Annotated in this window: 13 protein-coding genes, 1 tRNA gene and 1 riboswitch; of the genes, 6 read left to right on the top strand and 8 right to left on the bottom strand. The window is 59.2% G+C overall.

Features of this window, described 5'->3' with window-relative positions:
* The first annotated feature begins 85 nt into the window (after window positions 1-85).
* The 6 genes from GOB83_RS05795 to GOB83_RS05770 all read left to right on the top strand — a co-directional run bounded on the left by GOB83_RS05795 (window position 86) and on the right by GOB83_RS05770 (window position 4,770).
* Window positions 86-655, top strand: coding sequence for a histidine phosphatase family protein (locus tag GOB83_RS05795; protein ID WP_165925512.1), 570 nt, complete (start codon window positions 86-88; stop codon window positions 653-655).
* A gap of 43 nt (window positions 656-698) precedes the next feature.
* A riboswitch (cobalamin riboswitch) is annotated at window positions 699-907 on the top strand.
* 37 nt (window positions 908-944) lie between these two features.
* The gene (locus GOB83_RS05790; RefSeq protein WP_165925511.1) at window positions 945-1,391 is read left to right on the top strand and encodes a hypothetical protein; all 447 of its coding nucleotides are present in this window, start codon (window positions 945-947) and stop codon (window positions 1,389-1,391) included.
* A 149-nt stretch (window positions 1,392-1,540) separates the two neighbouring features.
* Window positions 1,541-2,185 carry a LysE family translocator gene (locus GOB83_RS05785; protein WP_095349592.1) on the top strand — a complete coding sequence of 215 codons (645 nt, stop codon included), beginning with the start codon at window positions 1,541-1,543 and terminating at the stop codon, window positions 2,183-2,185.
* 104 nt (window positions 2,186-2,289) lie between these two features.
* On the top strand, window positions 2,290-3,021 hold the full coding sequence (locus GOB83_RS05780) for an IclR family transcriptional regulator (RefSeq protein ID WP_165925510.1): 732 nt from the start codon (window positions 2,290-2,292) through the stop codon (window positions 3,019-3,021).
* Between the two features lie 88 nt (window positions 3,022-3,109).
* The gene (locus GOB83_RS05775) at window positions 3,110-3,508 is read left to right on the top strand and encodes a GlcG/HbpS family heme-binding protein (protein WP_165925509.1); all 399 of its coding nucleotides are present in this window, start codon (window positions 3,110-3,112) and stop codon (window positions 3,506-3,508) included.
* Between the two features lie 26 nt (window positions 3,509-3,534).
* Window positions 3,535-4,770 (top strand): MFS transporter, encoded by a 1,236-nt coding sequence (locus GOB83_RS05770; RefSeq protein WP_165925508.1) that lies wholly within the window; start codon window positions 3,535-3,537, stop codon window positions 4,768-4,770.
* A gap of 153 nt (window positions 4,771-4,923) precedes the next feature.
* Here the strand turns inward: GOB83_RS05770 and GOB83_RS05765 are convergent.
* From GOB83_RS05765 to GOB83_RS05730, 8 genes are all read right to left on the bottom strand, one after another.
* Window positions 4,924-4,999 (bottom strand) — tRNA-Glu (locus GOB83_RS05765).
* Window positions 5,000-5,146: 147 nt separating this feature from the next.
* Window positions 5,147-5,578, bottom strand: coding sequence for a DUF1489 family protein (locus GOB83_RS05760; protein ID WP_086646246.1), 432 nt, complete (start codon window positions 5,576-5,578; stop codon window positions 5,147-5,149).
* Window positions 5,579-5,622: 44 nt separating this feature from the next.
* Window positions 5,623-6,777, bottom strand: coding sequence for a radical SAM family heme chaperone HemW (hemW, locus tag GOB83_RS05755; RefSeq protein WP_165925507.1), 1,155 nt, complete (start codon window positions 6,775-6,777; stop codon window positions 5,623-5,625).
* Window positions 6,778-6,781: 4 nt separating this feature from the next.
* A complete protein-coding gene (locus GOB83_RS05750; RefSeq protein WP_095349587.1) occupies window positions 6,782-8,773 on the bottom strand; it encodes a potassium transporter Kup in 1,992 nt (663 codons plus the stop codon).
* A gap of 121 nt (window positions 8,774-8,894) precedes the next feature.
* A complete protein-coding gene (locus tag GOB83_RS05745; RefSeq protein WP_165925506.1) occupies window positions 8,895-9,593 on the bottom strand; it encodes a YggS family pyridoxal phosphate-dependent enzyme in 699 nt (232 codons plus the stop codon).
* Between the two features lie 63 nt (window positions 9,594-9,656).
* On the bottom strand, window positions 9,657-10,682 hold the full coding sequence (locus GOB83_RS05740; RefSeq protein WP_165925505.1) for an NAD(P)H-quinone oxidoreductase: 1,026 nt from the start codon (window positions 10,680-10,682) through the stop codon (window positions 9,657-9,659).
* A 121-nt stretch (window positions 10,683-10,803) separates the two neighbouring features.
* Window positions 10,804-12,573 carry a chloride channel protein gene (locus tag GOB83_RS05735; RefSeq protein ID WP_165925504.1) on the bottom strand — a complete coding sequence of 590 codons (1,770 nt, stop codon included), beginning with the start codon at window positions 12,571-12,573 and terminating at the stop codon, window positions 10,804-10,806.
* An 89-nt stretch (window positions 12,574-12,662) separates the two neighbouring features.
* Window positions 12,663-13,697, bottom strand: coding sequence for a TroA family protein (locus GOB83_RS05730; RefSeq protein ID WP_242005750.1), 1,035 nt, complete (start codon window positions 13,695-13,697; stop codon window positions 12,663-12,665).
* Between the last annotated feature and the right edge of the window lie 35 nt (window positions 13,698-13,732).

Below are 13,732 nucleotides of genomic sequence, written 5' to 3'. Positions count from 1 at the left end.
TAAAATAATGCCTGATGGTGTAGGGTGTCTGCGGCATGCTGGCAAATCCTGTACAGTCATGGCCCAGTCGGGAAAGGTTTGTGGGTTGAAGCTGCTTTGCTGTGCGTCTGCACTACCCGGTGTTGTGCGCAAGGGTGTACTGCCTGATGGGGCTGAACAGGTTGCGCATGGCTATACCCCCCAGACAGCCGCAGCTTATCTACCGTCCGTGAGCCAGTTAACGGTATTCTATGCCCCGGATGTGGCCGTGCCGGATGGGCAAGGGCACATCATGCGGCCACAGGATGCCCTGCGGGACAGGGATTACGGAACATGGGCGGGCACAGGCCTGCAAGCTCTGAACCCTGTGCAGCAGCATGCCTTTTTAACCGATGCGACTTTTGCCCCACCAGAAGGGGAAAGCTTTGCCGCATCTTACCACAGAACGACCCTTTGGCTGGATGATATAAGCCAGACCCTGCCCGCAGCCATTGTGCTGGCACGGCCTGCTGTGGTGCGCAATCTGCTGTTGCGGGTTTTGTATCAGGGGGAAGGAGCTGTGGGTCTGGCCCATGCTGCACGGGTTGATGTACCGCCCCTGAGTTACAGCCTGATCAGTTGCCATGCGGGTCAGTGGCGTTTGGGTCTGCTGGGAGTGCCGGCGGGAGGGGCGTGAGCCTGTTTTTTTGCTCGCGGCAAAGCGCGCATGCCGCTATAGCCTGCCCCTGTTAGTCGAAGGTTCCGCGCGAGCGGATGAAAAGGGAACACCGTAAGCTTCGCCAGAAGTCAGTCGGAGACTGTACCCGCAACTGTAGGCAGTAGTTTACACCCGTTGCCCCGGAAGGGGCGGCCACTGGTGCATAACCGGGAAGGCAGGGTGTGTCGCGTATCTGCAAGTCAGGAGACCTGCCTTCGTCTTGCAAACCATGTCACCGGGCGGGACTGACCGGGGGCTGAGATGTCTGATGTCACGCTATTTACTGCCGGGTTCTTACCCGCATGCTTCCTCCTGCTCCGCGCCTATAGCGGGTGGAGTGGGGAGTCTGCACCCTTTGCTGCGGCATCTGCTGCGCGTTGCGCCGAACAGGGCGGAGGTTCTGGCCCTGTTCAGCGAGCCCCCTCAACTGGCCGAAGAGGCCGCCTTGCAACAGGCCGGAGGGCAGATGCTGGGGATGTTTATGCCAGAGCAGCCCTTACCTTACCGCGCCAGAGCCTTGCAGCTTGAGACCCTCTTCCGCGGCATGCTGGAGCACGCACTAAGTCTGGCCATAAAGGCCCGTTGTGCCCCCAAGCAGGAGGGAGAGGAAAAGGCCGAAAACCCCGCAGCCCATGCCATGCTCATGGCCTATATTGCGGCCCAGCACGTTGTGGGCGCACGCCACATGGCTATGGAGTTATATAACCGCAGATAGCGTTAGAGTGATCACAGGTATTTTTTTGCCTGTTGGCTTGGACTTTTTGTGGCTTTTGTTCTTTTTTAGCACCCAGCACGCACCACCCTATGGGCTGAACCGGCCATAGGGTGGTGCGTGTTGCTCAATGCACTGTGCAGGACCTGGCCATGCCCCATGCTTTTTTGCCTTTACTGACCTTTGCCGCCGCGTGGGGTGTTCTGGTGCTCACACCGGGGACAGAAACGGCCCTTGTTATCCGTCTGGGCATGAATGTGAGCCGCAAGGCGGCCCTTGGGGCTGCGCTGGGCACCGGCACAGGGCTTGCCATATGGGGAGCAGGCACAGCGTTTGGGGTAAGCGCTTTGGTTGCGGCCTCTCCCACACTGTATCTGGCGCTGGAATGGGCCGGGGCGCTTTATCTGGCTTATCTGGGGGTGCGCCTGCTTATGCCTTCTGCCGGGGCGCATGATCAGGCGCGGGCAGATGCTCAGGCACGGTCTGTTGGCGGTATGGGGGCTGGCTACCAGCGTGGGCTGTTGACCACATGCCTTAACCCACTTGTTGGTGTGTTCGACCTGACTGCCTTTGCCCAGTTTATTCCCGCAGGTGTGCACCGGGTCAGCTATTCCCTTCTGCTGGCGGGGGTGCAGGTGGTTATGGCTGTGGCATGGTATGCGGTTCTGGCCTGTCTGGCGTTTTCGCTCGGTCGTGTTCTGTCCAGCCCCAGAGTGGTGCGTGCGCTGGATGTGCTTACGGGGGTAGTGTTCCTCTTTTTTGCATTCAGGCTGGTCATGAGCGGTATTCCATCCTGAAGGATGGTGGCCAGAAAAGTCAGGCGTTCTGCCAAGGTGCTGTTATGCTGCGTGCCATAAGGCGGGCGGAGTATGGTCAGCCCCTTGGGTAGTGGGAATGCGGCATGAGCAAAACGCCAAGGCTTATCCAGTCCATAGAGCGGTCCGCAGCTATTCTGGAAATTATAGCCCAGCAGGGCGGTGGTGCACGTTTGCAGCAGATTGCCAGTATTTCGGGCATAGGCAAAACAACGGTGCACAATATTCTGCAAACGCTGGACCATTTGGGATACGTCCAGCGCAGGGCAGGGGATATGCGTTACCATCTGGGCGGACGCATACTCAACCTCGCCCGTATTGCGGGGGATGATAACAGCGTGCGGGCCCGCCTGCGCCCTGTGCTGGAAGCCGTTGCCCATAAAAGTGGTGGCACGGCATGGCTGGCCGTGCCTAGCGGGGATCAGGCAGCATATCTGGATATTGTCGATCCCAATGGGCTTTGTGCTGCTTGGCCCAGCGTGCCAGTGCGGGAAAATCTGGAAGGTTCAGCCGTTGGGTGGGTATTCTTGGCCTGTGTGCCCGGTCTGGGCAAGCGGGTAATGGCAACCCGTGCCAATGCGCTGGATGCAGATGTACTGAGCCGCATAGAAGATGTACGGATCAAAGGATATGCGCTGGACCTGCAGGCCTACAGGCCGGGGCTGAACGGTGTTGCCATTCCATGGCGGATAAATGGGGAGGTCAGGGCAAGCCTGTGCCTGACCGGCCCCCCTGCGCAGTTTCCGCAACACCGCCTGATCAGGCTTGCGTGGATGATGATGCGCTCACTTGAGCAGCTTGATGTTCAACAATATTGAATAAATAAACTTTTCCCTGTTTTTCCGGTTCCCTTATCTGCCCGTGTGGCTAACGTACCCGCCTTTGCACAAAAGGAATGTACGAACCATGAACGCAACACTCGCAACCGCCATGCTGGATGCCGCCCATGCCGAGGCACGGCGCATGGGTGTAACTGTCTGCATTTCCATTCTGGACGCGGCAGCATGGCCTGTTGCCTTCCTGCGTATGGAAGGCGTTATTCTGGGGGCGGTTGATGTGGCCAGCAAAAAGGCCCGCACGGCGGTTCTATTCCAGATGGACAGCGCGGATTTTGCAAAAATTGGTCATCCCGATGGTCGTGCCTATACGCTGGAAAACACCAATGGCGGTATGACCAGCTTTGGCGGCGGTCTGGTGCTTAAGGCTGCAGATGGCAAGGTGCTGGGTGCCATTGGTGTTTCAGGCGCAAGCACGGAAGAAGATATTGCCATTGCCCGTGTGGCTGCAAAAACCCTTTCGGCCTGATGGGTTTCTGGCACAGAGCATAAACCATGACAGAACAGACCACTCCCCCAGTAGGCAGCATGGCCCCAATGGCCCCACCCGCGGGTAGAGCTGCGGCACTCCTTGTCCTGACCTTTGGCGCATTTGTTGTTGGCACTGGTGAATTTGCCATTATGGGAATGCTGCCCGAATTTGCAGCATCCCTGCACTTGTCCACGGCCGATGCGGGTTATGCCATTACAGCTTACGCGCTTGGGGTTGTTATTGGTGCGCCGCTCATTACCATTCTGGGTGCGCGCCTGTCGCGGCGGGAACTGCTGCTTGTGCTGCTGTTACTGTTTGTTTTTGGTAATCTGCTTAGTGTTGCCATGCCCACACCGAGGCTGGTCGAGGTGGCGCGGTTTATTACCGGATTGCCTCATGGTGCCATTTTTGGCGTATCGGCTCTGGTTGCGGCCTCCATGGTGGAGCGTGCACGCCGGGGTTGGGCGGTTGGGCGTGTTTTGTCCGGCATTGCAATTTCTACTCTGGTCGGGGCACCGTTTTCCACTTTTGCAGCCAATCATTTTGGCTGGCGCATTGCGTACCTGATTATTGGCCTGTTCGGGCTTTTAACCTTTGCCGGGGTGTGGCGCTTTATTCCGGTGGATACACCAAACCGTGCCAATTCTCCGCTCAGGGAGGTTACGGCACTGGGTAATACACAGGTGCTGCTCACGTTGCTGACCGCAGCAATTGGCTTTGGTGGCATGTTTGCAATTTACACGTACCTGACAAGTGTTTTGCAAAATGTTACGCACGTACCCGAATGGCAGGTCATGCTGTATATGGTGGTCTGGGGTGTGGGTATGCTGGCGGGTGCCAATATCGGGGCGTGGCTGGTGGACCGTAACATCAATCTGGCAGCTATTTTTGCGTTGGCAGGCAGCGCGGTAGCCATGCTGGTTTTTTCAGCACTTTTACACAGCAATCTTGCGTTGATGCTTGATGTATTTCTGATCCCGGCCTGTGTAAACGCGCTAGGCCCCGCCTTGCAGACACGGTTGATGGATTTTGCAGGCGATGCGCAAACTCTGGCTGCCTCCCTTAATCATTCTGCATTTAACATTGCCAATGCGCTGGGGGCGTCGCTGGGGAGTGTCTTGCTGGGGCAGCAGTTTGGGTATGCTGCACTGGGTGTGGGTGGGGCGCTGCTTTCTGCTGGTGGGCTGCTGGTTTATCTGCTGGCTCTTTTTATTCTCAAAAAAAGCGGGGTGCCGGAAGAACGCCAGCCCATAACATAATGGGTTCATAGCCTTAAAAAGCCCCTTGCCCGGCAAGGGGTTTTTTATTACCTGCCAACAGGGCCATAGCAGATGCTATCCAGCACTTGTATGGTGCCATGTGCAGCATAATTCAGCAATGTGTGGAAAAGTAACAACGCGCTTGATACCATATGGTATCCCGTACGGGATTCGAACCCGTGTTGCCGCCGTGAAAGGGCAGTGTCCTAGGCCTCTAGACGAACGGGACAGAGGCGTTGTTGAGCCGCTGTTTAGAGTGGAATGTACGGAGCGTCAAGCAACTAAATGACATTTGTGCATTTTTTTTTAAACGAGGGGCCAACGCCCTGACATTCCCCCATGCAGGCGCGCTGTTCCATGCCGGGTTGGGGCTGCCTTATAACCCAAGTAGGGTCAGTTCCTTTTGTAGCGCGGGGGGAAGGTCGTCATGCCGCGCGCTGCTGCTCAGGTCGGGCGGTGCGTCAGCCGGGTTCAGGTACCGCCAGCCCTGAAAAGGGCGCAGGGCGCGGGCTTCCACCCGGATGATGGTGGGGTCGATAAAAAGCAATGTGCCATTTGTGCCATCGGCCCGTGTTTCGGGCTGAATGTCCACAAGGCGCTGGCGGCACAGAATAAGCCCCGCAATAACCCGGTAAAGTGAACCACCCTGGAGCAGTGCTGCCGCCTGCTTGGGAAAAGTCCGTGTGTGCACAACAGGCAGCATTGTGCCGCTGCCGGGGTGGCGGCGCTGGTTGGCGGGTAAACGCTGGCGTTCCGCCAGCTCATCTAGCGAGGAAACACCAACAACAAGTTTGATCAGGTTTATCATGTCCCTCACATGGTGGTGGTCAGGTATGGAACACCCTGCCGGAGTTAGAGCACAAGAGCGGCCAAAAGGGCCTCAAGCCGCAGCCTGCCTTCTGCTGTGGCGCGGAGTGTCTGGTCGTCGCGTATCAGGTAGCCTTCGCGCAGTGCCTGCGCCAGAATGGTCTGGTCCACGGCGTTGTCCAGTTCCATGCCGGTGCGGGCTACAAAACGGGCCAGATGAATACCCTCATGCACACGTAGGCCCATCAGCAGCATTTCCTGCGCACGGTCATGGGGTGTGAGGTCTTCTTCCGATGTCTGGCCGGTGCCTGTGTGTTCCACCCGTTCGGCCCAGGGTTCGGGCGCACGGTGGCGGCGTGTGGCCTTGAGCGCATTGCCAAAGCTCAGGCGGCCATGTGCCCCCGGGCCAATGCCCAGATAATCTCCATACCGCCAGTAGGTCAGGTTGTGCTGGCTCTCGCTGCCGGGGCGCGCGTAGTTGGACACTTCATACGCCGCCATGCCGTGGGCCTGTGTGAGTTCGGCCGTGGTTTCGTACAGGGCGGCGGCTGTATCACTGTCGGGCAGGGTAAACGTGCCTTGGCGGTAGAGGGCTTCAAACCGCGTGCCCGGCTCGATTGTGAGCTGGTAGAGGGAAAGGTGGTCATCCGCCAGTTGCAGGGCCGTGGCCAGTTCCTGCCGCCATGCGGCAATGCTCTGCTCTGGCCGGGCGTAGATCAGGTCAAATGTCAGGCGGGGGAACAGGCTGCGTGCTGTCTCCAGCGCCGCGCGGGCCTGTGCCGCGGAATGCTCCCGGCCCAGAAAGGCAAGAGCCCGGTCCTCTAGCGCCTGAATGCCAAGGGAGACACGGTTGATACCCGCCTGACGGAACTGGTGTAGCCGCCCGGCCTCCACACTGGTCGGGTTGGCTTCCAGCGTGATCTCCATGTCCGGAGCTGCGTCAAACAGGGTGCGGGCATCTTCTATCAGGGCTGCCACGGTTTCTGGCGCCATGAGCGAGGGTGTGCCGCCGCCAAAGAAGATGGATGTCAGCTTCCGGCGGCCCAGCCGTGCGGCATCGTGCGCCAGCTCGGCCCGGAGTGCCTTGGCAAACCGGGCCTGCGGAATATGCTCGCGTACATGGGAGTTGAAGTCACAGTACGGGCATTTGGCCAGACAGAACGGCCAGTGGATGTAAAGGGCGAGTGGTTCGTGCTGCACGCGCTCAGATGGCTACCTTTACGCCCAGTTCCACCACGCGATCGGGCGGAATACGGAAGAACTCCATGCTCGAAGTCGAGTTACGCAGCATGAACAGGAAGATGGACATCCGCCACCGCGACATGCGCGGCACCGAGGAACGTGTGACCAGTTCGCGCGATGTGAAGTACGAGGCCTGAAGGGCATCAAAGTCCACCCCATTGGCTTTGAGCTCTTCCAGCGCGCGGGGGATGTTGGGCATTTCCATAAAGCCGTAGCGCAGGATGACCCGGTACACATCCGGTGCCAGTTCTTCCACCGTTACGCGGTGGCCACGTTCGGCTTCCGGCTGGTCAAGGTTCTGCACGGTTACAAACAGCACGTGGTCATGCAGGATCTTGTTGTGGCGCAGGTTATGCAGCAGGCAGGGCGGCACAAAGTCGGGCGTGCTGGTCATGAACACGGCCATGCCCGGCACGCGGATAATGGTGCGCGACTGGGGCAGACGGGCAATAAAGGAGCCCATGGGCAGGCTGTCCTGCCGCTGGCGGGCAATAATAAGACCGCGGCCCTTTTTCCATGTCGTCATCATCAGTGTCAGCACGCAGCCGAGCATTACGGGTACCCACCCGCCATCAGGGATTTTGAGCGCATTGGCGGTAAAGAACGTGCCATCGAGCAGCAAAAAGCCACCAAACACCATGCCAACCTGCCATGCGGGCCAGTTGAAGTGCTTGCGAAAGACCGCAATGGCCAGAATGGAGGTGCAGATAAACGTGCCCGTAACCGCAATGCCGTAGGCCGAGGCCAGAGCATCCGAACTGCGGAAGGCCAGCACCAGCAGCACGGCACCCACAGCAAGGAAGCGGTTGAAGTCGGGCAGATAGATCTGGCCTTCTTCTTCCGCATTGGTGTGGGTAATGCGCAGGCGCGGCATGTAACCGAGCTGAATAAGCTGGCGGCAGAGCGAGAACCCGCCCGAAATCCCGGCTTGGCTGGCAATAACCGTTGCCAGTGTGGACAGCACCACCATTGGTCCCTGCATCCAGTGCGGGCATAGCAGGAAGAACGGGTTAGCCAGCGCCTTGGGGTCTGCAATAACCAGTGCGGCCTGCCCAAAATAGTTCAGTACCAGCATGGGCAGCACAAAAAACAGCCATGCGTAGCGGATGGGAGCGCGGCCAAAATGCCCCATATCCGCATACAGCGCCTCTGCCCCGGTTACGCACAGCACAACCGCCCCAAGAGCCAGAAAGGAGAGTTTGCCGTGGTAAAACACGAACTCCAGCGCATAGGTGGGGGAGAGGGAGAGCAGAATATGCGGGTGGTGCATGATCTCGATAACGCCGAGCGTACCCAGCGTACCAAACCAGAGCAGCATCACCGGGCCAAATATGGTGCCCACCCGGCCCGTACCCACCCATTGCACGCTAAACAGGCTGATAATGACCAGTATGGCAACCGGGATAACCACCTCGTGCGCTGCGGGAATACTGACTTCCACCCCTTCGATGGCTGAAAGCACGGAAATGGCGGGGGTAATAATGCCATCCCCAAAAAACAGACAGGTGCCAATAATCCCGACCATACCAAGCACCAGCCGCGTTCGCGTGCTGGTGGTTACGCGTTGGGCCAGGGACATGATCGCCAGAATACCGCCCTCGCCATTATGGTCTGCCCGCATGATGAGCAGCACATATTTAACGGTCACGATCAGGATCAGGGTCCAGAAGATAAGGCTGGCAACCCCCATGATTTCCCACGGTTCCACTTTGTGGTGGTCAGAAATGACCTCCACCGTGGACCGAAAGGCGTAAAGCGGGCTTGTGCCAATATCACCATAAACAACACCCAGCACGCTCAGCAGGGCAGCAAAGCCTACGGGTGCCATGGCATGTTGTGGTTGATCCGCGTCGAACTCGGCAATCCGCCGTGGTTCTGGTGCTCCGGTGGTCTGGGGCGTCTCGCCCGGAGCCGGGGCGGAACCTTTGGGCGTTGTACTGTCGGCGTCGGTCATGGCATTTCTGGCTCCGCGTCAGGGGCAGAAGAAGAAAAAAGAAATTCTAGGATGCCCTGCATAAAGTGCGCAGAGTGCCAGAGGCAAGGCATACCGGCTACCATTATTGAGAATGGGCCGTTCAGGCTAGTGCCGGGCGTGGGCCAAATATGGCGCTGCCAACCCGTACAAGGGTGGCACCGTGCGCAATGGCCTGCTCAAAATCGGCCGACATGCCCATGGACAGCACAGGCAGGCCATGGGTCTGGGCCATACTGCGCAGGAGCTGAAAATGTGGGACCGGATTCTGCTCTGCAGGGGGGATGCACATCAACCCCCGCAGGGATGGGCCAAATCGTTTCTGGCACAGGCGTATAAACGCATCGGCCTCTTCTTTTGGCACACCAAACTTCTGGGGTTCATCGCCTGTGTTGACCTCCACCAGCAGGTCGGGCAGCCGGCCCTGCGCATCTGCCGCACGGGCAATGGCATCCACCAGTGCGGGGCGGTCGAGGCTTTCAATCATATCGGCAATGCGGACTGCATCGCGCGCCTTGTTGGTCTGTAGGCCCCCAATCAGGTGCAGCCGCAGGTCGGGGTTGGCGGCCCGCAGGGGCGGGAACTTGGCTGTGGCCTCCTGCACCCGGTTTTCACCAAACACGCACTGCCCCGCGGCAAGAGCCTCCTGCACGCTTTGCAGGGGGTGGAATTTGGAGACGGCCACCAGAGTCACCTCAGCCGGGTCGCGCCCGGCGGCAAGGGCTGCGGCGTGCATGCTGCGGCGCACGGCGCAAAGCCGATCGGCAATGCTGGACGTGGCGGAAGGGAGAGACGTATCCATGGGGCCCCGGAAGTGCTTGCAAAACGGAAAGGCAGGGTTGCCCCTGCTCTTGTATCTTTCCTTTTAGGCGGGGGAGACCGTTAAGACAATTTTGCCAATGTGGTTACCTTCCTCCAGCGCCTTGTGCGCCTGATTGGCCTGTGCGAGCGGGAAGGTGGCATGGATAAGCGGTTTTATGCTCCCCCGGTCCAGCAGGGGCCATACCCGCTCATGCAGTTCGCGGGCAATGCGGGCCTTGTTGGCGCTGTCTCTGGGGCGCAGGCTGCTACCTGTTACGGTCAGGCGGCGGGTCATAATCCGGGCCAGATCGGCCTGTTCCGCCTTGGCTCCTCCCTGAAGGGCAATAATGACCAGCCGGCCATCAAGCGTGAGGGATTTGAGGTTGCGGTTGAAGTACGCGCCGCCAATCATGTCCAGAATAATGTTCACGCCCTGATCGTGGGTCAGTTCGCGAATACGGGTTAAAAAATCTTCTGTGCGGTAGTTAATGGCAGTGGCCCCCAGCTCCGTGCACAGGGCGCATTTTTCATCTGTGCCAGCGGTTGCAAAAGCCTGCCCGCCAAAGGCTTTGACAAGCTGAATGGCCGTTGTACCAATACCGCTGGTGCCGCCATGGATCAGCACCCGTGCACCGGGTTCGGGCATGGTCGGCATGAACAGGTTGGACCAGACGGTAAAATAGGTTTCCGGCAGTGCGGCGGCCTGCTCGGCATTAAAACCCTTGGGCCATGGCAGGCACTGGCCTGCGGGCACAAGGCAGTACTGCGCATAGCCGCCGCCATTGGTTAAGGCGCATACACGGCTGCCGGGTTCGGGCATGGGGGTGCCCTCCTGTGGCAGGCCACAGGCGACCACTTCGCCCGCTATTTCCAGCCCAAGCCGGGGGCAGGCTCCGGGCGGAGGGGGGTAAAGTCCCTTGCGCTGCATAAGGTCGGGGCGGTTAACGCCTGCGGCCATGACGCGTACCAGCACTTCCCCCCGGCCGGGTTGGGGAACCTGTAGGGTTTCAAGGTGCAAAACGTCTGGCTCTCCGGGTTCGGTAAAGCAGATTGCTTGCATGGAGGATGGAACAACAGGTGCAGCAGGCATGGGACACCGCCGGTTTTTGATAACAATCAGACCCTGTTATTATGGGGGGTAGCCGTGCGGGGCAAAAGAGGCCGGGCGATCACGTCCGTGCTACGTGGCGCGGAGGCAGGCGGTTGCCGGGTTATTTGCCGTGTTTTTCCCCCGCCAGTTCGCGGCGGGTGCGTTCGAGTTCTTCCGCGTAACGGCGCAGGACGTAACGCTCGCTGAGAATACCCAGCACATGGCCTTCCCTGTCTGTTACGGCCAGTGCCGGGCGGGTTGTGCGCTCAAAGGCGGCGACGGCATGCCCGATTGAAAAATCGGGGGAAAGCACTTCCCCGTCATGCTCCACCAGAGCGGAAAGGGGCTGGTCGGGGGCAATGGTAATAGACTGGATCAGGTTGCTTTCCAGCAGTCCGGCGTAATGGTTCTGGCCATTGTGCAGCACGATATAGCGGGGCATGCGCCCGGCAAAGTTTGTGCGGGCCGTAGCAACGGTTGTGTCTGCGGCTAGCGTATCCAGCTCCGTGCGCATCATGCGGCCTACGGTTAAGGTGCGCATCCACCCCACATCTACACCGGAGCGAATATTTTCTCCCCGCAGGTGGAAGCGCCATGTGGCGAAGGAGTAGCCAAAAATGCGTTTGACCGTAAAGGAGGCAACAAGGGCAGTCAGGGCTACGGCGGCGGTCAGGTTGGCGCTGTGGGTGGTTTCCAGCGTGAGCAGGATCATGGTCAGCGGTCCGCCAATAATGGCGGTGGCCAGCGCGCACATGCCTGCAATCGTGCACAGCCCCAGAGAAAGATCCATAACAGGAGCAACCACACTGGCAAAAGCGGCCCCGGTCAGCACCCCCAGATAAAGCGAGGCAAAAAACAGTCCCCCCCTGAACCCCGACCCGATTGAGAGGGTAGAGGCGGCCGCCTTGAGCAGCAAAAGCCCCAATGCGGCCCAGAACAGGGGGGGGCTGACCAGCCCCGCCCGCATGGCAATATGGCCCGAAGACAGAACGGTGGGGGATATAATGGCCAGCCCGCCGACCAGCAGCCCCCCCACCATGGGCCGCAGCCACAGGGGTTTGATGCACACCGCAAAAATCTGTTCCGCGTAGGCGGCACTTTTCATGAGTGCAACGCCGATCAGGGCGGAAATGCCCCCCAGCACCGTCAGAAGGGGGTAGGCCAGTGCTGGAATATCCTGCGGAATGGTCATGGTAATGGCGGGGAGTGTTTCCCCCGTCAGATGCACAACAGCCAGCGCACATAAGGAGGCGCAGGCAACCGGGGCCAGCAGGGGAAAAGCGTAGGAACCTATAATCAGTTCAAATGCGTAAAATGCCCCTGCGAGGGGGGCATCAAAAGCGCCACCAATGGCCCCGGCTGCGCCACACCCCACAAGCAGGCGTACATCAGCCCGGTGCATGCGCAGGTTGCGCCCGATGCGCGAGCCAAAGGCCGCGCCAATCTGGGTAAATCCGGCTTCCAGCCCAAGAGAAATACCACAGCCGTTGGAAAGAATGGTCTGCCCCGTTACAATCAGGCTATCCCGCAGGGACATGCGCCCCCCATGCAGGGCATTGGCCTCGATCGGGTCAACCGGTCTGTGGCGGTTGTGGCGTTGCAAGGTGTAATGCCAAAGCCCCAGCAGCAGGCCACCAATGGCTGGTACCAGCAGGGCGCGCCAGGGAGCCACATGCTCCAGCCCGGACAGACGCTTGTAACCGGGAGCCAGCAGATTATGGGCGAGCAGGGTGGTAAAGGTGATCAGGCTTACGGCCAGCCCTGCCAGCACGCCGGTTATGGCCCCCAGAACAAGCAGCCAGAGCGAATCCGTGCGCACCAGTGCCCGCAGGGCCGCAAGCCACCGGGCTGGCGTCTTATGGGAGCGCAGGTGTTCCAGCAACGCTGTCATGCTGCATGGCATAACAGCATGGGGGCAGGGCGTCCAATAAGATGTATGAATGCCATACCGCTTATGGGGCAGCCTGCTATTGCGCTGGCTTATGGGGCAGGGGGCTGTGCTGCCAGAATGCGCGAAATATCATCCTCGCTCAGATGGTAGCGGAAGAAGATATTGTAAAAATTGCGCAGTGCGGTCCGTATATCCAGGTCCGCGAACAAGGTGGGGTGGAGTTTTTTTGCAACCCACTGGACCTGTAGCAGGGCCTCGCAGCCGTAGCGGTCCCACGCAAATACCCCTTTGGGGTTGGTCCACCATTTTTGCTGCTGGAATGCGTTGAGCGTACGCAGGGGGGAAGATTCGGGTAGTTCCCCGGCGGCGGAATCCACAATAACCACATCGGGGTTCCACACAGCGATCTGCTCAAAGCTGACTGGCCGGTGATTGCCTGCAATTTTTGCGGCGTTGATGCCCCCGGCGGCCTGAATCCAGGCATCAATCAGGGTTTTCTGCCCATCAATCTGCAGGGGGGAAAAACGGGCAATGTGGAGCACGCGCGGGCGCTCGGTCGCAGGAACCTGTGCCGTGCGGAACTTGAGCAGCTCCAGCACACGCTCCATTTCCTGGCGGTAACGCTTGGCGGTATTATGGGCCTCCTGCGTGCCAATGGCCTCGGCACTCATGTCCAGCGAACTCAGCAGGTCTGGCATGGTCTTGTATTCGGCAGCAAGGGCTGCCACGCCTGCGCGCCTGAGCTCTTCTGCCTTGGCTTTGGTGGGCACAAATGTCAGGCCAATTCTGTTGGCCAGCAGGTATTCCGCGCTGGCCGTATCGGGTTTGACACCCATATGCGCCATGTACAGAACGGGAGAAATTTTGAAAAGCCAGGGATTATCGCCCGGATTTTCCGCCGTGACCCGTATGCGCGGTGCCGCACCCAGCATGACGCTTATTTCGTTATGGGCAAACCACAGGTCGGCAATGGGGGGGGCGCCATCCTTGATCTCGACCGTTGCGCCACTCATATCTGTTACAAGGCGGGCCTGTGCGTGCAGGGGAGCGCAAAAAGCGAGGCTTGCAGCCATGGCTGCCATAATGCGTGGCAGGCTGAAATATCTGGGGCGGTGGAAGGTCATGCGCTTATCCTAATTTCAGATATATTAAAATATGG

The organism is Acetobacter fabarum, assembly GCF_011516925.1.
GTDB classification, from domain to species: domain Bacteria; phylum Pseudomonadota; class Alphaproteobacteria; order Acetobacterales; family Acetobacteraceae; genus Acetobacter; species Acetobacter fabarum.
Note: the sequence above shows the minus strand (reverse complement) of the source record. Positions and strands in the feature narration are given on the sequence as shown.

Coding starts and splice junctions, on each gene's coding strand:
- GOB83_RS05790 (WP_165925511.1), top strand. CDS start 945: ATGTCACGCTATTTACTGCCGGGTTCTTACCCGCATGCTTCCTCCTGC.
- GOB83_RS05750 (WP_095349587.1), bottom strand. CDS start 8,773: ATGACCGACGCCGACAGTACAACGCCCAAAGGTTCCGCCCCGGCTCCG.
- GOB83_RS05775 (WP_165925509.1), top strand. CDS start 3,110: ATGAACGCAACACTCGCAACCGCCATGCTGGATGCCGCCCATGCCGAG.
- GOB83_RS05780 (WP_165925510.1), top strand. CDS start 2,290: ATGAGCAAAACGCCAAGGCTTATCCAGTCCATAGAGCGGTCCGCAGCT.
- GOB83_RS05785 (WP_095349592.1), top strand. CDS start 1,541: ATGCCCCATGCTTTTTTGCCTTTACTGACCTTTGCCGCCGCGTGGGGT.
- GOB83_RS05760 (WP_086646246.1), bottom strand. CDS start 5,578: ATGATAAACCTGATCAAACTTGTTGTTGGTGTTTCCTCGCTAGATGAG.
- GOB83_RS05745 (WP_165925506.1), bottom strand. CDS start 9,593: ATGGATACGTCTCTCCCTTCCGCCACGTCCAGCATTGCCGATCGGCTT.
- GOB83_RS05735 (WP_165925504.1), bottom strand. CDS start 12,573: ATGACAGCGTTGCTGGAACACCTGCGCTCCCATAAGACGCCAGCCCGG.
- GOB83_RS05740 (WP_165925505.1), bottom strand. CDS start 10,682: ATGCCTGCTGCACCTGTTGTTCCATCCTCCATGCAAGCAATCTGCTTT.
- GOB83_RS05770 (WP_165925508.1), top strand. CDS start 3,535: ATGACAGAACAGACCACTCCCCCAGTAGGCAGCATGGCCCCAATGGCC.
- GOB83_RS05730 (WP_242005750.1), bottom strand. CDS start 13,697: ATGACCTTCCACCGCCCCAGATATTTCAGCCTGCCACGCATTATGGCA.